This window comes from Gordonia alkanivorans NBRC 16433 (assembly GCF_000225505.1).
Classification (GTDB): domain Bacteria; phylum Actinomycetota; class Actinomycetes; order Mycobacteriales; family Mycobacteriaceae; genus Gordonia; species Gordonia alkanivorans.
In genome coordinates this window covers 40,007-55,147 of the sequence record NZ_BACI01000048.1, presented here as the reverse complement: position 1 = coordinate 55,147, position 15,141 = coordinate 40,007, and the positions used below count along the sequence as shown (strand labels likewise).

At 67.2% G+C, this 15,141-nt stretch carries 14 protein-coding genes, 4 tRNA genes, 1 pseudogene and 1 riboswitch; of the genes and pseudogenes, 4 read left to right on the top strand and 15 right to left on the bottom strand.

Annotated features, from left to right (window positions below; all coding sequences use genetic code 11):
- The first annotated feature begins 51 nt into the window (after nucleotides 1-51).
- Nucleotides 52-233: riboswitch (cobalamin riboswitch) on the top strand.
- 72 nt (nucleotides 234-305) lie between these two features.
- The 4 genes from GOALK_RS07625 to GOALK_RS07610 all read left to right on the top strand — a co-directional run bounded on the left by GOALK_RS07625 (nucleotide 306) and on the right by GOALK_RS07610 (nucleotide 3,864).
- Nucleotides 306-1,358, top strand: coding sequence for a FecCD family ABC transporter permease (locus GOALK_RS07625; protein ID WP_006358224.1), 1,053 nt, complete (start codon nucleotides 306-308; stop codon nucleotides 1,356-1,358).
- On the top strand, nucleotides 1,358-2,185 hold the full coding sequence (locus GOALK_RS07620; RefSeq protein ID WP_006358223.1) for an ABC transporter ATP-binding protein: 828 nt from the start codon (nucleotides 1,358-1,360) through the stop codon (nucleotides 2,183-2,185). Before GOALK_RS07625 ends, GOALK_RS07620 begins: the two co-directional genes overlap by 1 nt.
- On the top strand, nucleotides 2,182-3,243 hold the full coding sequence (locus GOALK_RS07615; protein ID WP_006358222.1) for an ABC transporter substrate-binding protein: 1,062 nt from the start codon (nucleotides 2,182-2,184) through the stop codon (nucleotides 3,241-3,243). Before GOALK_RS07620 ends, GOALK_RS07615 begins: the two co-directional genes overlap by 4 nt.
- Nucleotides 3,244-3,414: 171 nt before the next feature.
- Nucleotides 3,415-3,864 (top strand): hypothetical protein, encoded by a 450-nt coding sequence (locus GOALK_RS07610; RefSeq protein WP_035753268.1) that lies wholly within the window; start codon nucleotides 3,415-3,417, stop codon nucleotides 3,862-3,864.
- Nucleotides 3,865-3,895: 31 nt separating this feature from the next.
- Here the strand turns inward: GOALK_RS07610 and GOALK_RS07605 are convergent, their stop codons facing one another.
- From GOALK_RS07605 to GOALK_RS07535, 15 genes and pseudogenes are all read right to left on the bottom strand, one after another.
- The gene (locus GOALK_RS07605; RefSeq protein WP_006358220.1) at nucleotides 3,896-5,227 is read right to left on the bottom strand and encodes a bifunctional adenosylcobinamide kinase/adenosylcobinamide-phosphate guanylyltransferase; all 1,332 of its coding nucleotides are present in this window, start codon (nucleotides 5,225-5,227) and stop codon (nucleotides 3,896-3,898) included.
- On the bottom strand, nucleotides 5,224-6,015 hold the full coding sequence (locus GOALK_RS07600; protein ID WP_006358219.1) for an ABC transporter ATP-binding protein: 792 nt from the start codon (nucleotides 6,013-6,015) through the stop codon (nucleotides 5,224-5,226). The genes GOALK_RS07605 and GOALK_RS07600 overlap by 4 nt, the downstream gene beginning before the upstream one ends.
- Nucleotides 6,012-7,034 carry a FecCD family ABC transporter permease gene (locus GOALK_RS07595; RefSeq protein ID WP_006358218.1) on the bottom strand — a complete coding sequence of 341 codons (1,023 nt, stop codon included), beginning with the start codon at nucleotides 7,032-7,034 and terminating at the stop codon, nucleotides 6,012-6,014. Before GOALK_RS07595 ends, GOALK_RS07600 begins: the two co-directional genes overlap by 4 nt.
- 1 nt (nucleotide 7,035) lies before the next feature.
- Complete coding sequence (locus GOALK_RS07590) at nucleotides 7,036-7,935, bottom strand: ABC transporter substrate-binding protein (RefSeq protein WP_006358217.1); 900 nt, start codon at nucleotides 7,933-7,935, stop codon at nucleotides 7,036-7,038.
- A gap of 106 nt (nucleotides 7,936-8,041) precedes the next feature.
- Nucleotides 8,042-8,758 carry a 50S ribosomal protein L1 gene (gene rplA / locus GOALK_RS07585; protein WP_006358216.1) on the bottom strand — a complete coding sequence of 239 codons (717 nt, stop codon included), beginning with the start codon at nucleotides 8,756-8,758 and terminating at the stop codon, nucleotides 8,042-8,044.
- Between the two features lie 81 nt (nucleotides 8,759-8,839).
- Nucleotides 8,840-9,274: a 50S ribosomal protein L11 gene (gene rplK, locus GOALK_RS07580; protein ID WP_006358215.1), complete on the bottom strand. Its 435-nt coding sequence runs from the start codon at nucleotides 9,272-9,274 to the stop codon at nucleotides 8,840-8,842.
- Between the two features lie 94 nt (nucleotides 9,275-9,368).
- Nucleotides 9,369-10,190: a transcription termination/antitermination protein NusG gene (gene nusG / locus GOALK_RS07575; protein WP_006358214.1), complete on the bottom strand. Its 822-nt coding sequence runs from the start codon at nucleotides 10,188-10,190 to the stop codon at nucleotides 9,369-9,371.
- Between the two features lie 67 nt (nucleotides 10,191-10,257).
- A complete protein-coding gene (gene secE / locus GOALK_RS07570) occupies nucleotides 10,258-10,737 on the bottom strand; it encodes a preprotein translocase subunit SecE (RefSeq protein ID WP_006358213.1) in 480 nt (159 codons plus the stop codon).
- A gap of 39 nt (nucleotides 10,738-10,776) precedes the next feature.
- Nucleotides 10,777-10,849, bottom strand: a tRNA-Trp gene (locus GOALK_RS07565).
- A 223-nt stretch (nucleotides 10,850-11,072) separates the two neighbouring features.
- Nucleotides 11,073-12,738 (bottom strand): annotated as a pseudogene (locus GOALK_RS07560) (ATP-binding cassette domain-containing protein).
- Between the two features lie 313 nt (nucleotides 12,739-13,051).
- A complete protein-coding gene (locus tag GOALK_RS07555; protein WP_006358211.1) occupies nucleotides 13,052-14,149 on the bottom strand; it encodes a fused (3R)-hydroxyacyl-ACP dehydratase subunits HadA/HadB in 1,098 nt (365 codons plus the stop codon).
- Nucleotides 14,150-14,387: 238 nt separating this feature from the next.
- Nucleotides 14,388-14,555, bottom strand: a complete 168-nt coding sequence (gene rpmG, locus GOALK_RS07550) for a 50S ribosomal protein L33 (RefSeq protein ID WP_003929651.1) — start codon at nucleotides 14,553-14,555, stop codon at nucleotides 14,388-14,390.
- Nucleotides 14,556-14,648: 93 nt separating this feature from the next.
- Nucleotides 14,649-14,722: transfer RNA gene (locus GOALK_RS07545), tRNA-Met, on the bottom strand.
- Between the two features lie 21 nt (nucleotides 14,723-14,743).
- A tRNA-Thr gene (locus GOALK_RS07540) sits at nucleotides 14,744-14,816 on the bottom strand.
- 118 nt (nucleotides 14,817-14,934) lie between these two features.
- A tRNA-Tyr gene (locus GOALK_RS07535) sits at nucleotides 14,935-15,015 on the bottom strand.
- Nucleotides 15,016-15,141 lie beyond the last annotated feature (126 nt).

Genomic DNA, 15,141 nt, shown 5'->3' with positions numbered 1-15,141 from the left:
TCGCCCGACGACTTGGCGACGGGTCGGTGAGAGCTCCGTGTCCGTATTGCTAACCTCACCGGTGAGAGCGGTCGCACCTGCACAGGCGGGTGCCAGGGAACCTGGTGCGAATCCAGGACTGGCGCGCAGCGGTATGGGGGACGGACCCGACATCAGGCCACTGGGGCAACCCGGGAAGGCGTCGGGTTCGGACGAACCCGAGTCCGAATACCTGCCGTTCTCGTCGAGTCCACCCGGCGTCTCGCGCACAGATGCCCAGACCAAAGGCAGTTCCACACGTGTCCCGTCCTCCCGACGGCACGACGATGATCGCCACCGCCATGTCGGTACGGCGACTCCCGTCGTTGCCCCTTGCCCTGATCCTTCTCGCGCTCACCTTGGTGAGCATCGCGATCGCCACCGCTTTCGGTGCCGAGACCATCCCGCTCGGCGATGTCTGGCGAACCGTCGCCGGGCGCCTGCGAGGCGACGAGCTCGACGCCGCCCACTCCGTGATCATCTGGGATCTCCGTTTGCCGCGTTCGGTTCTCGCGGCGATCGTCGGCGCCGGTCTGGCGCTCGCCGGCGCCGTCATGCAGGCCCTCGTCCGCAACCCGCTCGCCGAGCCGTACCTGCTGGGCGTGTCGGCCGGCGCCGCGGTGGGTGCGACGGCGGTCATCACTCTAGGATCGTTTGCCGCCGTGGGTGTCTGGGCGTTGTCCGGCGGCGCGCTGATCGGCGCCCTCGCGGCCTCGGTCACCGTGTACGCCGTCGCCCGGGCGCAGGGCGGACTGACCGCCCTACGCCTGATCCTCTCCGGAGTGGTCCTGTCGTCGGCGTTCCTGGCGCTGTCCTCACTGCTGGTCTTCACCGCGGCCGACCCGCATGCCGCCGACAACGTGATGTTCTGGATGTTGGGCAGCGTCGCCGGCGCGACCTGGGCGAAAGTGCAGATCGCCGGGGTTGTCGTCGTGGTCACGGTGCTCGCCATGCTCGCGATCCACTCCTGGCTCGACGCCTACGCAGCCGGGACCGACACCGCGACATCCCTCGGGGTTCCGGTGCGCGCCATGCGAAACGCGCTGTTCGCGGTCCAGGGAATCCTGGTCGGCGTTCTGGTCTCAGTCGCGGGTGGAATCGGATTCGTGGGCTTGATCGTCCCGCACGCGGCACGCCTGCTCGTCGGTGCGACGCACCGCGCGATGATTCCCGTAGCGGTCTGCGGCGGTGCACTGTTCCTGGTGTGGGTCGACGTCATCTCACGGGTGGCCGCGTCACCTCGCGAGATGCCGCTGGGCATCGTCACCGGACTGATCGGCGCACCGATCTTCCTGTTCCTGATGGGACGGCGCCAGTACGTGTTCGGCGGCGAAGCCTGATGGGCGCCGTGGAGCGCTCGATGTCCCTGCGCGCGAACGCCGTCGGTTGCCGTCGAAGTGGCCGCCCGATACTGCGCGAGGTGGATCTCGACGTCCCTGCCGGAACCCGACTCGCCATCGTCGGACCCAACGGAGCGGGCAAGACCACGTTGCTGCGGACACTGTGCGGTCTCGAACAACCGGCCGAGGGGCGAATCCGGTTGGGCGACGACGATCTCGATCGTCTTCCGGCTCGGCGTCGCGCGCTGTCGATCGCGGTGGTCGGTCAGGATGAACACCCGTCCGCCGAACTCACGGTCGCCGAAGCGGTGGGCCTGGGACGCACGCCGTACCGATCCGCCTGGGCCATACGTAACTCCGACGACCACGCGATCGTCCGGTCCGCGCTGGAGCAGGTGGGACTGGGCGGTTGGGAACACCGTTCGTGTACGCAGCTGTCCGGCGGTGAACGGCACCGCGTCGTGCTCGCCCGCGCAATCGCACAGCAGACGCCGATCCTTGTGCTCGACGAGCCGACGAATCATCTCGACGCGGCCTGGCGACTGCGGTTGATGCAGGTCCTCGACGACCTCGAGGCGACTGTGATCGCCGCGATGCACGACCTCGACCTCGTCCTCCGCCACTTCGACTCCGTCGCCGTCATTTCCGACGGCGGCGTCACCGCACACGGCCCACCGGTCGAGGTGCTGACCCCGCCGCTGCTGGCGTCGGTCTTCGATGTGTCCGGCACCGTCGTGCCACACCCCGAGACCGGCCTCCCCCATCTGCTGCTCGACTCCCCCACCTCTCCTGCACCGCAGGTCTACGCCACCAAGGAAAATCGATGAGACACAACATCACCCGATACGCCACGCTCGCCGTCGTCCTGGGCATCGCAGCGGGCTGCGGCACCGAGTCCGGCGCCGTCGCAACCGACCGCGTCACCGTCACCAACTGTGGCGCCGAGGTCGCCTTCGACCAGCCTCTCGATCGCCTGTTCGTCAACGACGGCGGGATGATCGCGATCGCGCTGGCGGCGGGCGCCAGAGACAAGATCGTCGCCGTCAGTGCGCTCGCCCGCGACAAGGACGTTCTCCGACTCGAATACGGCCCACAGGTCGACACGCTCGACGAGGTCGCCACCGAGCAGCCCACCCTCGAGAACATCGTCGGCGCCAAACCGCAGGTCCTCTACGCCGGCTACAACTACGGCATGAGCGAGTCCCGCGGCATCACCCCGGAGATCCTGGCCTCCCACGGGATCGACGTGTATCAGCTGTCGGAGGCGTGCCGTCAGGTCGACGGCCAGGCTCAGCGCGGCACGATGGACCCACGGGTCGCGCTCGACACCGACCTGCGCAACATCGGCACCATCGCCGGCAATCCCGAGCAGGGCGCGACGGTCGCCGACGACATCTCCGACCGCCTCGAAAAACTCCGTGCTGCACCGCAACCGGCATCGAAACCGACGGTCTTCGTCTTCGACAGCGTCTCCGACACCATCTTCTCGTCGGGCTCCTTCGGTGGCCCGCAGGGCATCATCGACGCGGCGGGCGCGCGCAACGCGACCGAGGATGTCGAGGACACCTGGACCGCGGTGAGCTGGGAACGGATCACCACCGCCGACCCCGATCTGATCGTCTTCGTCGACTATCCCGGCCAGTCCGTGGAGCAGAAGATCGACGCTCTGCGCACCAACCCCGCCAGCCGCAATCTGAAGGCGGTGCGCGAGAACCGCTTCGTGAACCTCCCCTACGCGATGTGGGTGTCGAGCCCGCTCAACATCGACGCCGCCGAGACACTGCGGTCGGTCCTCGAGGCACATGACCTCGCGCCGGCGTCGGGGATCACGCCCACCCTCGACGTCCGGCAACTCGGACTAGGCGGCAACGACTGGCTCGGCTGAGCACCCCCACGAGCGCGAATGATCCAGCCGGTTTGTTATCAGAGGTGAAATACCTTCGACCAGATGACGCAAATCGGACATCGTCCACGTACCGTGATTCCAGTCGGTCGAGGGCATTGCTGCCGCAACATACGTTTCGCCGCACCATTCGGTTCGAGTAGGAGTTCGAAAATGAGACGCACATTGGGAATAGCCGCATTGACCGTGGCAGCCGCCGCCACCATGATCACGTCGCCCGCTTCCGCCGCTCCCGGGTTGCCGTTGCCCGGCAACGACTCCGGAAGCCTGTCGGCGCCCCTCCTCGGCGTGCTCCCCAGTATCAGGATGTCGGTGGAGAATTCTCTCGGCAGCGAACTCGGCCCGAATCGTTACAGCAGACCGTTCGCACCCAGGGTGAAGTGGTCGGCGCGCGTCTTCGGCGCCCAGGGCAGGGACATACCCTGTCGAATCGACATCACCTTCCGGGGCACGAGCCTTCCTACGTACCACGCGACGGTCTGCGAGGGCAGCGCCACGTTCACCGACCCCTTTTACAACAAGCCGGGTACCTTCACGATCACCGCCTACGAGAACATGTCCGGGATGGGCGCCCGGGATTCCAGGACGTTCGTCATCCAGTGACATCGCCGTTCACCTGTTCACCCGCACCGGGCTACCGCACAACCAGGGGTTGACCGGCGACCATCATCACGACCTGGTCGGCGCGGTCGGCCATCTCGGCATTCAGTCGGCCGAGTTCGTCGCGGAAGAGACGGCCCGACGCGGTGGCCGGGACGACGCCGCTACCGACCTCGTTGCTGACCGCGACGACGGGCACCGGGCAGCTCCGCCAGGCGTCGAGTAGGTCCTCGACGTCGGACCGCACGGCATCGAGTTCGCCGCTCTCCCAGGCATCGTGGTGATCGATCCGGGCGGCCAGCCAGGTTCCGAGACAGTCGACGAGGACCGGGTGACGCGCGGATCGTAGGACACCGGCCACCTCCGTGTCCTCGACCGTCGTCCACGATGCGGGGCGTCGTTCACGATGGAGTTCGACGCGTCGGTCCCAGTCGGGATCGCCGGCTCGCGGACCGCCGGCGGCGACATAGACGACGTCGTCGACGCCGGCCAGCAGACCTTCGGCATACCGCGACTTCCCCGACCTCGCCCCTCCGGTGACGAAGATCCGCCGCCCGACCGACTCGCCCAAGTCGAGCACCTCCCCGTCTCGTCCCGGCCGCGCGCCGAGATCCCGAAGCCGCTCTCGGAGCACGCCGACCGGCGGATTGTGGTGTCCCAGATGGACTGCGACGACGTCGGTGGAGTCGACGACGGCACCCACTCCACGCAGTGCCGCTACCATCGTCGCAAACCCGGGTAACCCGAGATGCCCATCGGACAGGTCCTCACGATCGCCGAAGGTCTCCTCGAGGAAGACCGCGTCGAACTCGGCCCCGGTCACCGCATCGAACCGATCGTCGGGCCACACACCGGTGTCCGTCGCCCACAGCAGCCTCATACCGTCGGGACCGGTGACGTCGTACAAGACCGCATCACCGTCGCGAAAGACCTGGTGGCGCGCCGGGAGCACCCGCACGTCGTGGTCCCCCACCCGCACCTGGTCACCCGCGACGACCGGCGTGAACCGCACGCCGGCGTCGGGCCCCACCCACGGGCGACACACATCGAGAGCATCGGCCGGACCGATGAGTTCGAGTTCACCGACCCCGTCGACCCACGACCGGAACAACAACGACTGCGGTGCAAGATGATCGGCGTGCGCATGGGTGATCAGGACGTGACGTACGTCGGCGAGCGAAGCACCGTGGCGCACCGCCGACCCGGGCGCGTCCGATCCGAAGTCGAGCATGAGCGCGTTGTCGACGAGCGCGGCTGTCTGGGCACGGAAGTCGTGCCGGCGCCGCGCATCGGAACACGAATCACAGCGGCAGAACGCATTCGGCCAGCCGTCGGCGGCACCGGTGCCGAGCAGCGTGACCTTCATCGTTCTCCGGGTCCCGGGTCACGCACCGGCAGCACGGCCGGGCCGTCGCGGCGATCGAGCACCTCGACATTGGCGGCATAGACGTCCTGCAGGCGTTCGGCCGTCAGGACCTCCGCGGGCGTTCCGTCGGCGACGATACGTCCCCGGTCGAGGAGCACGAGGCGCTGTCCGTACTGGGCCGCCGATGTCAGGTCGTGCATCGCCGCGATCACGGTCAGCTCACTGGCCTGCCGCATGGAGTCGACGAGGTCGAGGACCTGTTGCTGGTGGCCGATGTCGAGCGCACTGGTCGGTTCGTCGAGGAGCAGCACCCGAGGCTGCTGGGCGAGCGCACGGGCGAGCACCACCCGTTGCAACTCACCGCCCGACAGCGCCGAGGCGGAACGGTTCGCGAACTCCTCGAGGTCGAGTCGCTCGATGACGTCGTCGACAACCTCGCGGTCCGAGCGGGTCTCGCTGCCGAATCGGGCGATGTGCGGGGTGCGGCCGAGGCCGATGAGCTCCCGCACCGACGTGCCCTCCGGGACGATCGGCCGCTGCGGCATCAGCGCCACGGCCCGGGCGATCTCGCGGCGGCGCGCACGACCCGGGTCGACGCCCGCGACGTCGACCCGCCCGGTCGAGGCCACCAACCCGGCGAGGGAGTGCAGCAGCGTCGTCTTACCCGAACCGTTGGGCCCCACCAGGGAGACCCAGGTGCCGGAACCGATCTCGAGGTCGACGTCGTGCAGGACCTCCACTCCCCCGCGCGACGCGCACACACCTCGACAGGTGATCGCGGCGGTCATTCGACGCTCCGTCCGCTGCGCCGGAGGACGACGAGGAAGAAGGGCGCGCCGATGGCGGCGGTGACCACGCCGATCGGCAACTCCGACGGCGACATCGCGGTCCGCGCGACCACGTCCGCCAGCACCAGGAAGGCCGCACCCACCAGCAGCGACAACGGCAGCAGCAGCCGGTGCCCAGGACCGACGAGGAGCCGGACGGCGTGCGGGATGACGATGCCGACGAAACCGATCAATCCGCTCACCGACACCACCGCCGCGGTGCCGAGCGTCGCGACGCAGACCAGCAGCAGGCGCACGCGTTCAGGTCTGATCCCCAGGCTCGACGCCTCGATGTCACCGACCGCCATGACGTCGAGTGTGCGCCCGAACAGCACGATGACGGCGACGCACGCGAGGACGTACGGCAGCACGGTGACGACCTCGGACCAGCCGTCGGTCGCCAGGCGGCCGAGCATCCAGTTGTAGACCTGCCGCAGCGTGTCGTCGTGCTGCTGCATGAGGAAGGTCTGGATGGCATTCGCGAACGCCGCGACCGCGACTCCGGCGAGGATGATGACCACCTCGGTGCGGCCGCCGCCGACGGTCCGGCCCAGCGCATAGGTCGCGGCCACGGCCAGGATGCCGCCGACGAACGCCGCGGGTGGCAGGCCGATCGTGCCCGCGGCACCGCCCAGGACGATCGCGACGGTCGCGCCGAGTCCCGCGCCGCTGGACACACCGAGCAGGTACGGGTCTGCGAGCGGATTGCGGAAGACACCCTGGTAGGCGGCACCCGCGACGGCGAGCATCGCACCGACCAGCGCTCCCAGCGCCACGCGCGGCATCCGCACCTCCCACAGGATCGTCTGCTGGCGGGGGGTGAGCCCGGATTCGACGTCGACGAGCGGGAGTTGGTCGAGGAGGTCGAGCAGCACGCCCTTCGGGGTCAGTCCGGCCGGGCCGACGAGGACTGCGAGCATGCATGCGCCCACCAGCACTGCGACGGCCCCGCAGATCACCCCGATGTGACGGCTCGACATCTCAGTTCGTTGGCTGTCCGTCGACGCCGGAGACGATCTGCGCGATGTCGCGGACCAGGTCGACGACGCGGGGTCCCCATCGGCTCGCGATGTCCTCGTCGAGGACGTGGACCTGACCGTTCGCGACGGCCCGCAGGTCGTCCCAGCCGGCACGCGCGGCGACCTTCTCCGGTGTGACCCCACAGCACTGCGAGTCGGCGAGGAAGATGACCTCGGGATCGCTCTCCAGGATGTACTCGGGTGACAGCTGCGGATAGCCGCTCTGACCGGTGGCGATCGACCGCAGACCGAGCAGGCTGTAGACCTGACCGAGGTAGGTGTCGTCGGTGACGGTGTAGTAAGTGTCGTCGAGCTCGTGGAAGTAGGTCAGCGGAACCTCGCGCAGCGGGACTGTGCGGATGGTCTTCTCGATCTCGTCGCGCATCGAGGCGACGAGCTCATCGGCCGACTCGGCATGGCCGGTGGCGTCACCCACCTGCTGGATCTGCGCGTACGTCTCGTCGAGGTTCTTCGCCGCCGGGATCTGCAGCACGTCGACGCCCACCCGGTCGAGGCCGGCGATGATGTCGTTGTTGTCGTCGGTGAGGACGACGAGATCGGGGTCGTAGGCGAGGATCGCCTCGAGGTTCGGGGTGTAACCCGACAGCGAGGTCCGCGGGGCCTCGGCCGGGAAGTCGGACTGGTCGTCGACCGCGACCACCTGATCGCCCGCGCCGACGGCGAAGAGCATCTCGGTGGTCGTCGGGCTGATCGACACGATCGTCGACGGGATGCCCGCGGGGGATGCGTCATCGGCCTGGCCACCGTCGGTGCCACAACCGACGATCACCAGCAGCAGCGACAGCAACACGGCAGCCACCGCCGCACCACCACGACGGGTTCCGAGACGGATTCTCACCACGAACCACTGACCTCCGATGGAAGAACTGGGGAGACAGAGCACGAGGGGCCCGGCATCGACTGCCAGGCCCCTCGTGGGTGTCTCTAGTTACGCGCGAACGCCAGGATCAGGCCTGGGGAGCTTCGGCGAAGTTGCGGCTGACCTGCGGGTCGACCGGGATGCCCGGGCCCGTGGTGGTCGAGACGGTGACCTTCTTGATGTAGCGGCCCTTGGCTGCCGACGGCTTCGCACGCATGATCTCGTCGTACGCGGCGCCGTAGTTCTCGGCCAGCTTGGCCGGGTCGAACGAAGCCTTGCCGATGACGAAGTGCAGGTTGGCTGCCTTGTCGACACGGAAGTTGATCTTGCCGCCCTTGATGTCGTTGACGGCCTTGGTGACATCGGTGGTCACGGTGCCCGTCTTCGGGTTCGGCATCAGGCCACGCGGTCCGAGGACACGCGCGATGCGGCCGACCTTGGCCATCTGATCCGGGGTGGCGATCGCGGCGTCGAAGTCCAGCCAACCGCCCTGGATGCGCTCGATCAGGTCCTCGGCGCCGACCTCGTCGGCACCGGCGGCGGTGGCCTCGGCGGCCTTGTCGCCGGCGGCGAACACGATCACGCGGGCGGTCTTACCCGTGCCGTGCGGCAGATTGACGGTGCCTCGAACCATCTGGTCTGCCTTACGGGGGTCGACGCCCAGCCGGATCGCAACCTCAACGGTCGCGTCGGTGTTCTTCGACGAGGTTTCCTTCGCCAGCTCAACAGCCTCCAGCGGGCTGTACAGCTTGGACTTGTCGACCTTCTCGGCCGCAGCCGCGTAGGCCTTGCTCTTCTTGCTCATTGCTCTGTTCCTTCTCCGCACTCAACCGGCGGGGTGTGTGGTGCGGGCCGAGCCGGCCCTCCCACGAGATGTGTGGTGGGTCTAGCCCTCGACCGTGATACCCATGGACCGAGCAGTACCGGCGATGATCTTCGCGGCCTGGTCGATGTCGTTGGCGTTCAGGTCTTCGGCCTTGGTCTTGGCGATCTCACGGACCTGGTCCATGCTCACCTTGCCGACCTTGTTGGTGTGGGGCTCGCCGGAGCCCTTCTGCAGGCCTGCGGCCTTGAGCAGGAGCTTCGCTGCCGGCGGGGTCTTCAACTTGAAGTCGAAGGAGCGATCTTCGTACACGAAGATCTCCACCGGGATGACGTTGCCGCGCTGCGACTCGGTCGCGGCGTTGTACGCCTTGCAGAACTCCATGATGTTCACGCCGTGCTGACCGAGCGCCGGACCCACGGGCGGGGCCGGGTTGGCCGCGCCTGCCTGGATCTGGAGCTTGATGATCCCGGCGAGCTTCTTCTTCTTGGGAGGCATCCTTTTGTCCTTGCTTGTTTCCTTGCGAATTCACGCCCGCTGGAGACGTGAAAGTCTGTGTTTATCTGCTGTGCATCCGCTCCCGCGGAACCAGTCAGATCTTCTCGACCTGATTGAACCCGAGCTCGACCGGGGTCTCGCGACCGAAGATCGACACGAGCACCTTCACCTTGCGCTGCTCGGCGTTGACCTCACTGATCGACGCGGGCAGCGTGGCGAACGGGCCGTCCATGACGGTGACCGACTCGCCGACCTCGAAGTCGACCTCGATGGTGTTCGACGCGGCGGCGGCTGCGGCCTCGACGCCCTCGGCGGCGGAGCCCCCCTTGGCGGGCTTCTTGGCCTCGGCGCGCGGCATGAGGAACTGCAGCACCTCGTTGAGCGACAGCGGCGACGGCTTGCTGGTCATCCCCACGAACCCGGTGACACCCGGGGTGTTGCGCACCGCGCCCCACGACTCGTCGTTGAGTTCCATGCGAACGAGGATGTAGCCCGGCAGCACCTTGCGGTTGACCTTCTTGGGCTGGCCGTTCTTGATCTCGGTGACCTCTTCGGTCGGAACCTCGACCTGGAAGATGTAGTCGCCGACGTCGAGGTTCTGCACGCGGGTCTCGAGATTGGCCTTGACCTTGTTCTCGTAGCCGGCGTAGCTGTGGATGACGTACCAGTCGCCGGGTGCGCGACGCAGCTGCTTGCGCAGCTCCTCGACCGGGTCGACCTCTTCTTCAGGGGCCTCCTCGGCGGGGGTCTCGTCGGCGTCCTCGGAGTCGACGTCGGTCGCGGGAGCCTCGTCGCCCTCGGCGGCCGTCTCGACGTCGGTGTCACCGGCCTCGTCGACCGCAGCCTCGTCGACCTCGTCGGTCACGGCCGCGTCGACGGTGTCGGTCGATGCGAGTTCGTTCTCCGGGGTGCTCACTGCAGCCCACGCTCCTTATGGTTCATCTCCGGTCGGCTCCCGCTCGCCCGGCCACCCACCGCGTGGGTCAGCCGAACAACCAGAGGACGCCCTTGGCAAAGGCCAGGTCGAGGCCGGAGATGAACGCGGTCATCACGATGACGAACACGAGCACGACGATCGTGTACGTGATCATCTCGCGCCGCGTCGGCCAGATGACCTTCTTCAGCTCGGCGACGACCTGCGTGAGGAACACCCAGATCCGAACGAACGGATTCCGGCTCTCCTCAGCAGAGGCCTTTTTCTTCTTCTTGCGTTCCTTGACGGCTACTGCCGACCCCGTGGCGGAGTCGGTGTCTCCGTCGGTTCCGGATGCACCGGTTGACGAGCGACGTCCGCGAGCCGAGCGCTTGCCGGACGGACGCAGCTCCTTCGCGGCGCCGGTCGACGTCTCGTCGTCCGCACCGCCGGTGGCCTCGTCGCGACCGTCGAGCTCAGCCGCAGCCGAATCGGCCGCAGAACCCTCAGCGGCTTCTTTGGCGCGGGCAGCCCGGTCTCGCTTGCTCAACTTCGCGGTCCTCTCGTCAACGTGTGCCCTTCACCAGGGCAGGGGCGACAGGACTTGAACCTGCAACCTGCGGTTTTGGAGACCGCTGCTCTGCCAATTGAGCTACGCCCCTTTGCGACTTCCCCACCGGAGTGGTTCCGCTGCCATCTCATCGAATCCCGGCCTCGCGACCGGTGCCGACGTTTCACCGCCGACAAAACCAACGCGCCACCCTATGGGTAGCGCGCAAGTCTGAATCAATCAGACACTTCAGTGTAGATCACCGGGGCTGTGGACCCAAAACGCGCTCCACCTGCTCCCTCGACGACCGTACACGGTGAGGTCCTCCAAGACGGTCATGACACCTGTTGTCCTGCGAGTTCGATGCGCGGCCAGTCCTCGAGATCGTGCAGCATCTTCCGGTCGTGGGTGGCGACGACGACCGCGCAATCGACGTTCTGCAGGGCCTCGGTGAGCTCGTCGACGAGGCTCGCCGACAGGTGATTGGTCGGCTCGTCGAGGAGCAAGAGGTCGGCCCGGGCGGCCAGGCACAGTGCCAGGTGCAGGCGCCGTTGCTGGCCCTGCGACAGCCGCGCCACCGGGGTTCGCGCGGCCGCCGCGTCCAGCAGGCCGAGACCGCGCAGCGACGGCACGTCGGGCTGATCCGTCTCCAGGCGGCGCCGCTGCTCGTCGTAGATCTCATGGGCGGTGCGATACGGGTCCCAGCTCGGTACCTCCTGCGAGAGGAACGCGCCGCGGGCATCTCGACGGAGGTCCACACGCCCTTCGTCCGGGTGCGTCTGACCGGCCAGAACGGCAAGCAGGGTCGACTTGCCGGCACCGTTGGGTCCGACGATCAGCAGCCGGTCGCCGCCGGTGAGCGCGACGGAGACCGGCGTCCGCAGCCGATCGGCCACCCGCGCGTCGGTGACGTTGACGATCGGCGCGCCGGGCCGCGTACCGGACGCCGGCAGGTTCAGGTGCCGGGGTGGGACGGGAACCGTGATCCGGTGGGCTTCGAGTTCCTCCACGCGGCGGTTGAACGCCTGCACCGCTCCCCCGGCGCGCGTGGCCCGCTGATGCTTCCCGGTGCCTTTGTCGGGCCTCCAGTGGGTCTGCAGCCGATCCCTCGCAGCGTCGGCGGCCCGCACGAGTTCGGCATGTTCGGCCTGCTGCGCCGCGTGTTCCTGCTCCCATCGCTCACGCTCCCGTCGACGACCGGCAACCCAACCGTCGTACCCGCCCGCATACACGCGCGGACGTCCGTCACGGCTGGGGTCGAGATCGACGAAGGTGGTCGCCACGTCGCGCAGGAACGCGCGGTCATGGCTGACGACCGCCATCCCGCCGACGCGCTCACGCAGCCGTCGTGTCAGGAAGCGCAGCGCCTCGGCGTCGAGATGATTGGTGGGTTCGTCGAGGAGCAGCAGATCGGCACCGGAACCGAGGGTGACCGCGAGGCGCACACGGTGTCGCCCGCCTACCGACAGCGTCGACAGCGGGCGCGCACGGTCGGCGCACGCGGACAAGGCCTCGAGCGCGATGTCGATGCGCCGCTGGGCATCCCACGCGTCGAGGCGGGTCGCTAGGTCGAGCGCATCGGCGTAGGCGTCCTCGGCTCCCGGGGGTGCCGGTCGCGAGATCCGCGGCCGCCCGATCGAGTTGCTCCAAAGCGGCCAGGGCATCGCCGACCGCGTCGTCGACGAGGCTTCCCACGGTGCGCGCACCGACTGGTAGATCCTGCCCGACGAACGCGATGGTGCCATGGCGCGCAACGGTTCCCGCGTCGGGTGTGGTGATTCCGGCCAGGACTTGGAGAAGCGTGGTCTTGCCGCGGCCGTTCTCGCCGACGACGGCGAGTCGTGATCCTGCGGAGACGATCACGCCGACGTCGTTCAGGATCTGCCGGTCACCGCGGGAGACATGCAGTCCTTGCGCGCGGATGTGTGCGGCCGACCCTGCGGGAAACTGCTGGGGCGGAGAAGAGGGGATCGCTGATGAAGTGGTGCGTGATGCGGGCATGCGTATGCTCTCGGCTCGTCGGTACGAAATGCTGACCGGTGCCGGACACGACGAAAGCGTCGGCCGGCGAATCCGGGACGACGAACGAGAACTTCAGAGGATGAGAGGGCTCGTCGCCGTCAGCGACGGGTCCAGAGCTTCATCGACGCGATGCCTGAGAACATGGCCGCGACCGTAGCAAGACCGAGCTGACCGGTCCAGCGGATTTTCTGGCACCACCACCGCACCGCACGATCTGCCGAAACGATGTACGCATCGACGGCGGCGACCCCGAGGGGGCGCCGCCGTCGTGGCGTGTTGCGTGCGGAGGGCGTCAGTTGAACTGGACGACCACGGTGGCGCGGCCGAAGATCCGGCGGTCGCCCTGCTTCGCGGTGATCGCGATGGTGCCGCGTCGGGTCTCCGGGTCGAGCGACTTGACCTTGCCGGTGAAGTCGACGGCGGCGCTGTCGTCGGCCGGGACGTACACGGGGCTGGTGAAGCGGACGCTGTACTCGCAGAAAGCGGCCGGGTCGCCGATGAATTCCGATACGAAGCTCGCGCCGAGGCCCATCGTCTGCATGCCGTGGGCGACCACGTCGTCCATCCCGGCCGCGCTGATCACGTGATCGGAGAAGTGGATCGGGTTCGGGTCGCCGGCGACACCGGCGTAGTTCGACAGGTTGCCGCGCGTGAGGAAGTACCGCTTCGGCGTCAGTTCCTGCCCGACGGTGAGGGTGTCGAAGTTCACCGCTGCGTACGCGCTGGGAGTCTGGGTCGGGTCGGGCAGGTCGTAGCGACCGGCCTTGGCCTCGACGGTGTGCCCGGGATCGCCGATGGCGTCGATCTTCATCATCACGTGATCGAGGGAGGCCTCGAGCTCGGGATCGACGTCCATGCCGGGACGTGCGGCGAGCGAGGTCCAGGTGGTCATCACCGGCTCGTCGTGCTGATTCCAGATGACGTTCTTGGTGACCATCAGGTCGATCATCTCGGGACTGCTGACGTGGCGGAACGACTCGAGGGAGACGTCACAGATCAGGCGGTCCCCGACCTTCATCGGCTGGTGGTAGACGAGGCGCTGGTCGGTCTGCATGATCTGCCACATGTCGTAGCCGGTGATCACGTCCTCGAACAGCTTGCGCTGGGCGATGATGCCGAGCACGGAGACGTAGGTGGGAGCGGCGATGAGGGTCTCGTGACCGAACTCGCGGGCGCCCTTCTCACTCCAGTGGGTGGGATGCGCGTCCTGCACGGCCATCGCGTGCTTGCGGACCTCTTCGCGGCCGATCTCGTAGTAGTCGTCGACGGTGTAGTGGAAGCCGACAAGCGACTGGGTGTGCGCGGCGATCTCCTCGGGGGTGAGCTTGACGCCGCCGTTCCTCGACTCGGCGATCCGCTCCTGGAGGTCTGTTCCACTCGCGTCTGACATTGACTACTGCTCCCTTCGCATGACCGACCGGGAGGGGCCCGGACCGGACTACGTGGGCCGAAAGTCGACGACCCACCCGCGCCGCGCTGCGCGTGTTGTCTCGATCGAATCTATTCAGTTGTGCGAAGCACACTGCGCCCAGGCGACCCCTTGGCCCGGCAACAAGCAAAACGAGCTGCCTCTTCGCAGAGGCAGCCCGTGTGCTGGTTCTTGTACCGAAATCGCCGACTGACGTCGTTTAGCGCGATTCCTTGTGCGCCTGATGCTTGCCGCAGTTCGGGCAGAACTTCTTGATCTCGAGGCGATCGGGATCGTTGCGGCGGTTCTTCTTGGTGATGTAGTTACGGTGCTTGCACACCTCGCATGCCAAGGTGATCTTGGGGCGAACATCTGTTGAGGAGGCCACTTGATTGCCTTCTTTCGAGTGGTACGTGGTCGGGTTCGGCAGTTCCCTCAGGGCTTGCGACCCTTGCGCTCGGTTCCGGTCGGACCCGATGTGTAGCGGTGGAGGGACTCGATCCCTCGACCTCACGATTATGAGTCGTGCGCTCTAACCAGCTGAGCTACACCGCCCCGCGGACTTGTCGTCCAGCGAGCCCCCTGACGGAATCGAACCGTCGACCTTTTCCTTACCATGGAAACGCTCTGCCGACTGAGCTAAGGGGGCGTGCCCCGGGCATTTCTGCTCGAGAGCCTTAACGAGGTTACACACTCATGTCCGTGCTAGACAAATCGCTGGTCAGAGACCATCTGTCAGGCAGTTTTCATGGATGTTCACCACGTCGTGGCAGGTATAGGATTCGAACCTATGTAGCTTGCGCGACGGATTTACAATCCGCTCCCTTTGGCCGCTCGGGCAACCTGCCGTGCTGCTCCCACGGCCGCCGTGACGGTCGTTCGAACAACGCGGTGAAGAATACAACGAACCATACGTCCGCACGCAAACCGGCTGGTCAGCGCCTCAGTTTTGGCAGCTCCCGGCCGACCCGACG

What these genes read in the sequence shown, in the direction of transcription:
- GOALK_RS07625 (WP_006358224.1), top strand. Translation starts at nt 306, where the DNA reads ATGATCGCCACCGCCATGTCGGTACGGCGACTCCCGTCGTTGCCCCTT.
- GOALK_RS07555 (WP_006358211.1), bottom strand. Translation starts at nt 14,149, where the DNA reads ATGTCAGACGCGAGTGGAACAGACCTCCAGGAGCGGATCGCCGAGTCG.
- rplK (WP_006358215.1), bottom strand. Translation starts at nt 9,274, where the DNA reads ATGCCTCCCAAGAAGAAGAAGCTCGCCGGGATCATCAAGCTCCAGATC.
- GOALK_RS07620 (WP_006358223.1), top strand. Translation starts at nt 1,358, where the DNA reads ATGGGCGCCGTGGAGCGCTCGATGTCCCTGCGCGCGAACGCCGTCGGT.
- GOALK_RS07610 (WP_035753268.1), top strand. Translation starts at nt 3,415, where the DNA reads ATGAGACGCACATTGGGAATAGCCGCATTGACCGTGGCAGCCGCCGCC.
- GOALK_RS07605 (WP_006358220.1), bottom strand. Translation starts at nt 5,227, where the DNA reads ATGAAGGTCACGCTGCTCGGCACCGGTGCCGCCGACGGCTGGCCGAAT.
- GOALK_RS07595 (WP_006358218.1), bottom strand. Translation starts at nt 7,034, where the DNA reads ATGTCGAGCCGTCACATCGGGGTGATCTGCGGGGCCGTCGCAGTGCTG.
- GOALK_RS07615 (WP_006358222.1), top strand. Translation starts at nt 2,182, where the DNA reads ATGAGACACAACATCACCCGATACGCCACGCTCGCCGTCGTCCTGGGC.
- GOALK_RS07600 (WP_006358219.1), bottom strand. Translation starts at nt 6,015, where the DNA reads ATGACCGCCGCGATCACCTGTCGAGGTGTGTGCGCGTCGCGCGGGGGA.
- rplA (WP_006358216.1), bottom strand. Translation starts at nt 8,758, where the DNA reads ATGAGCAAGAAGAGCAAGGCCTACGCGGCTGCGGCCGAGAAGGTCGAC.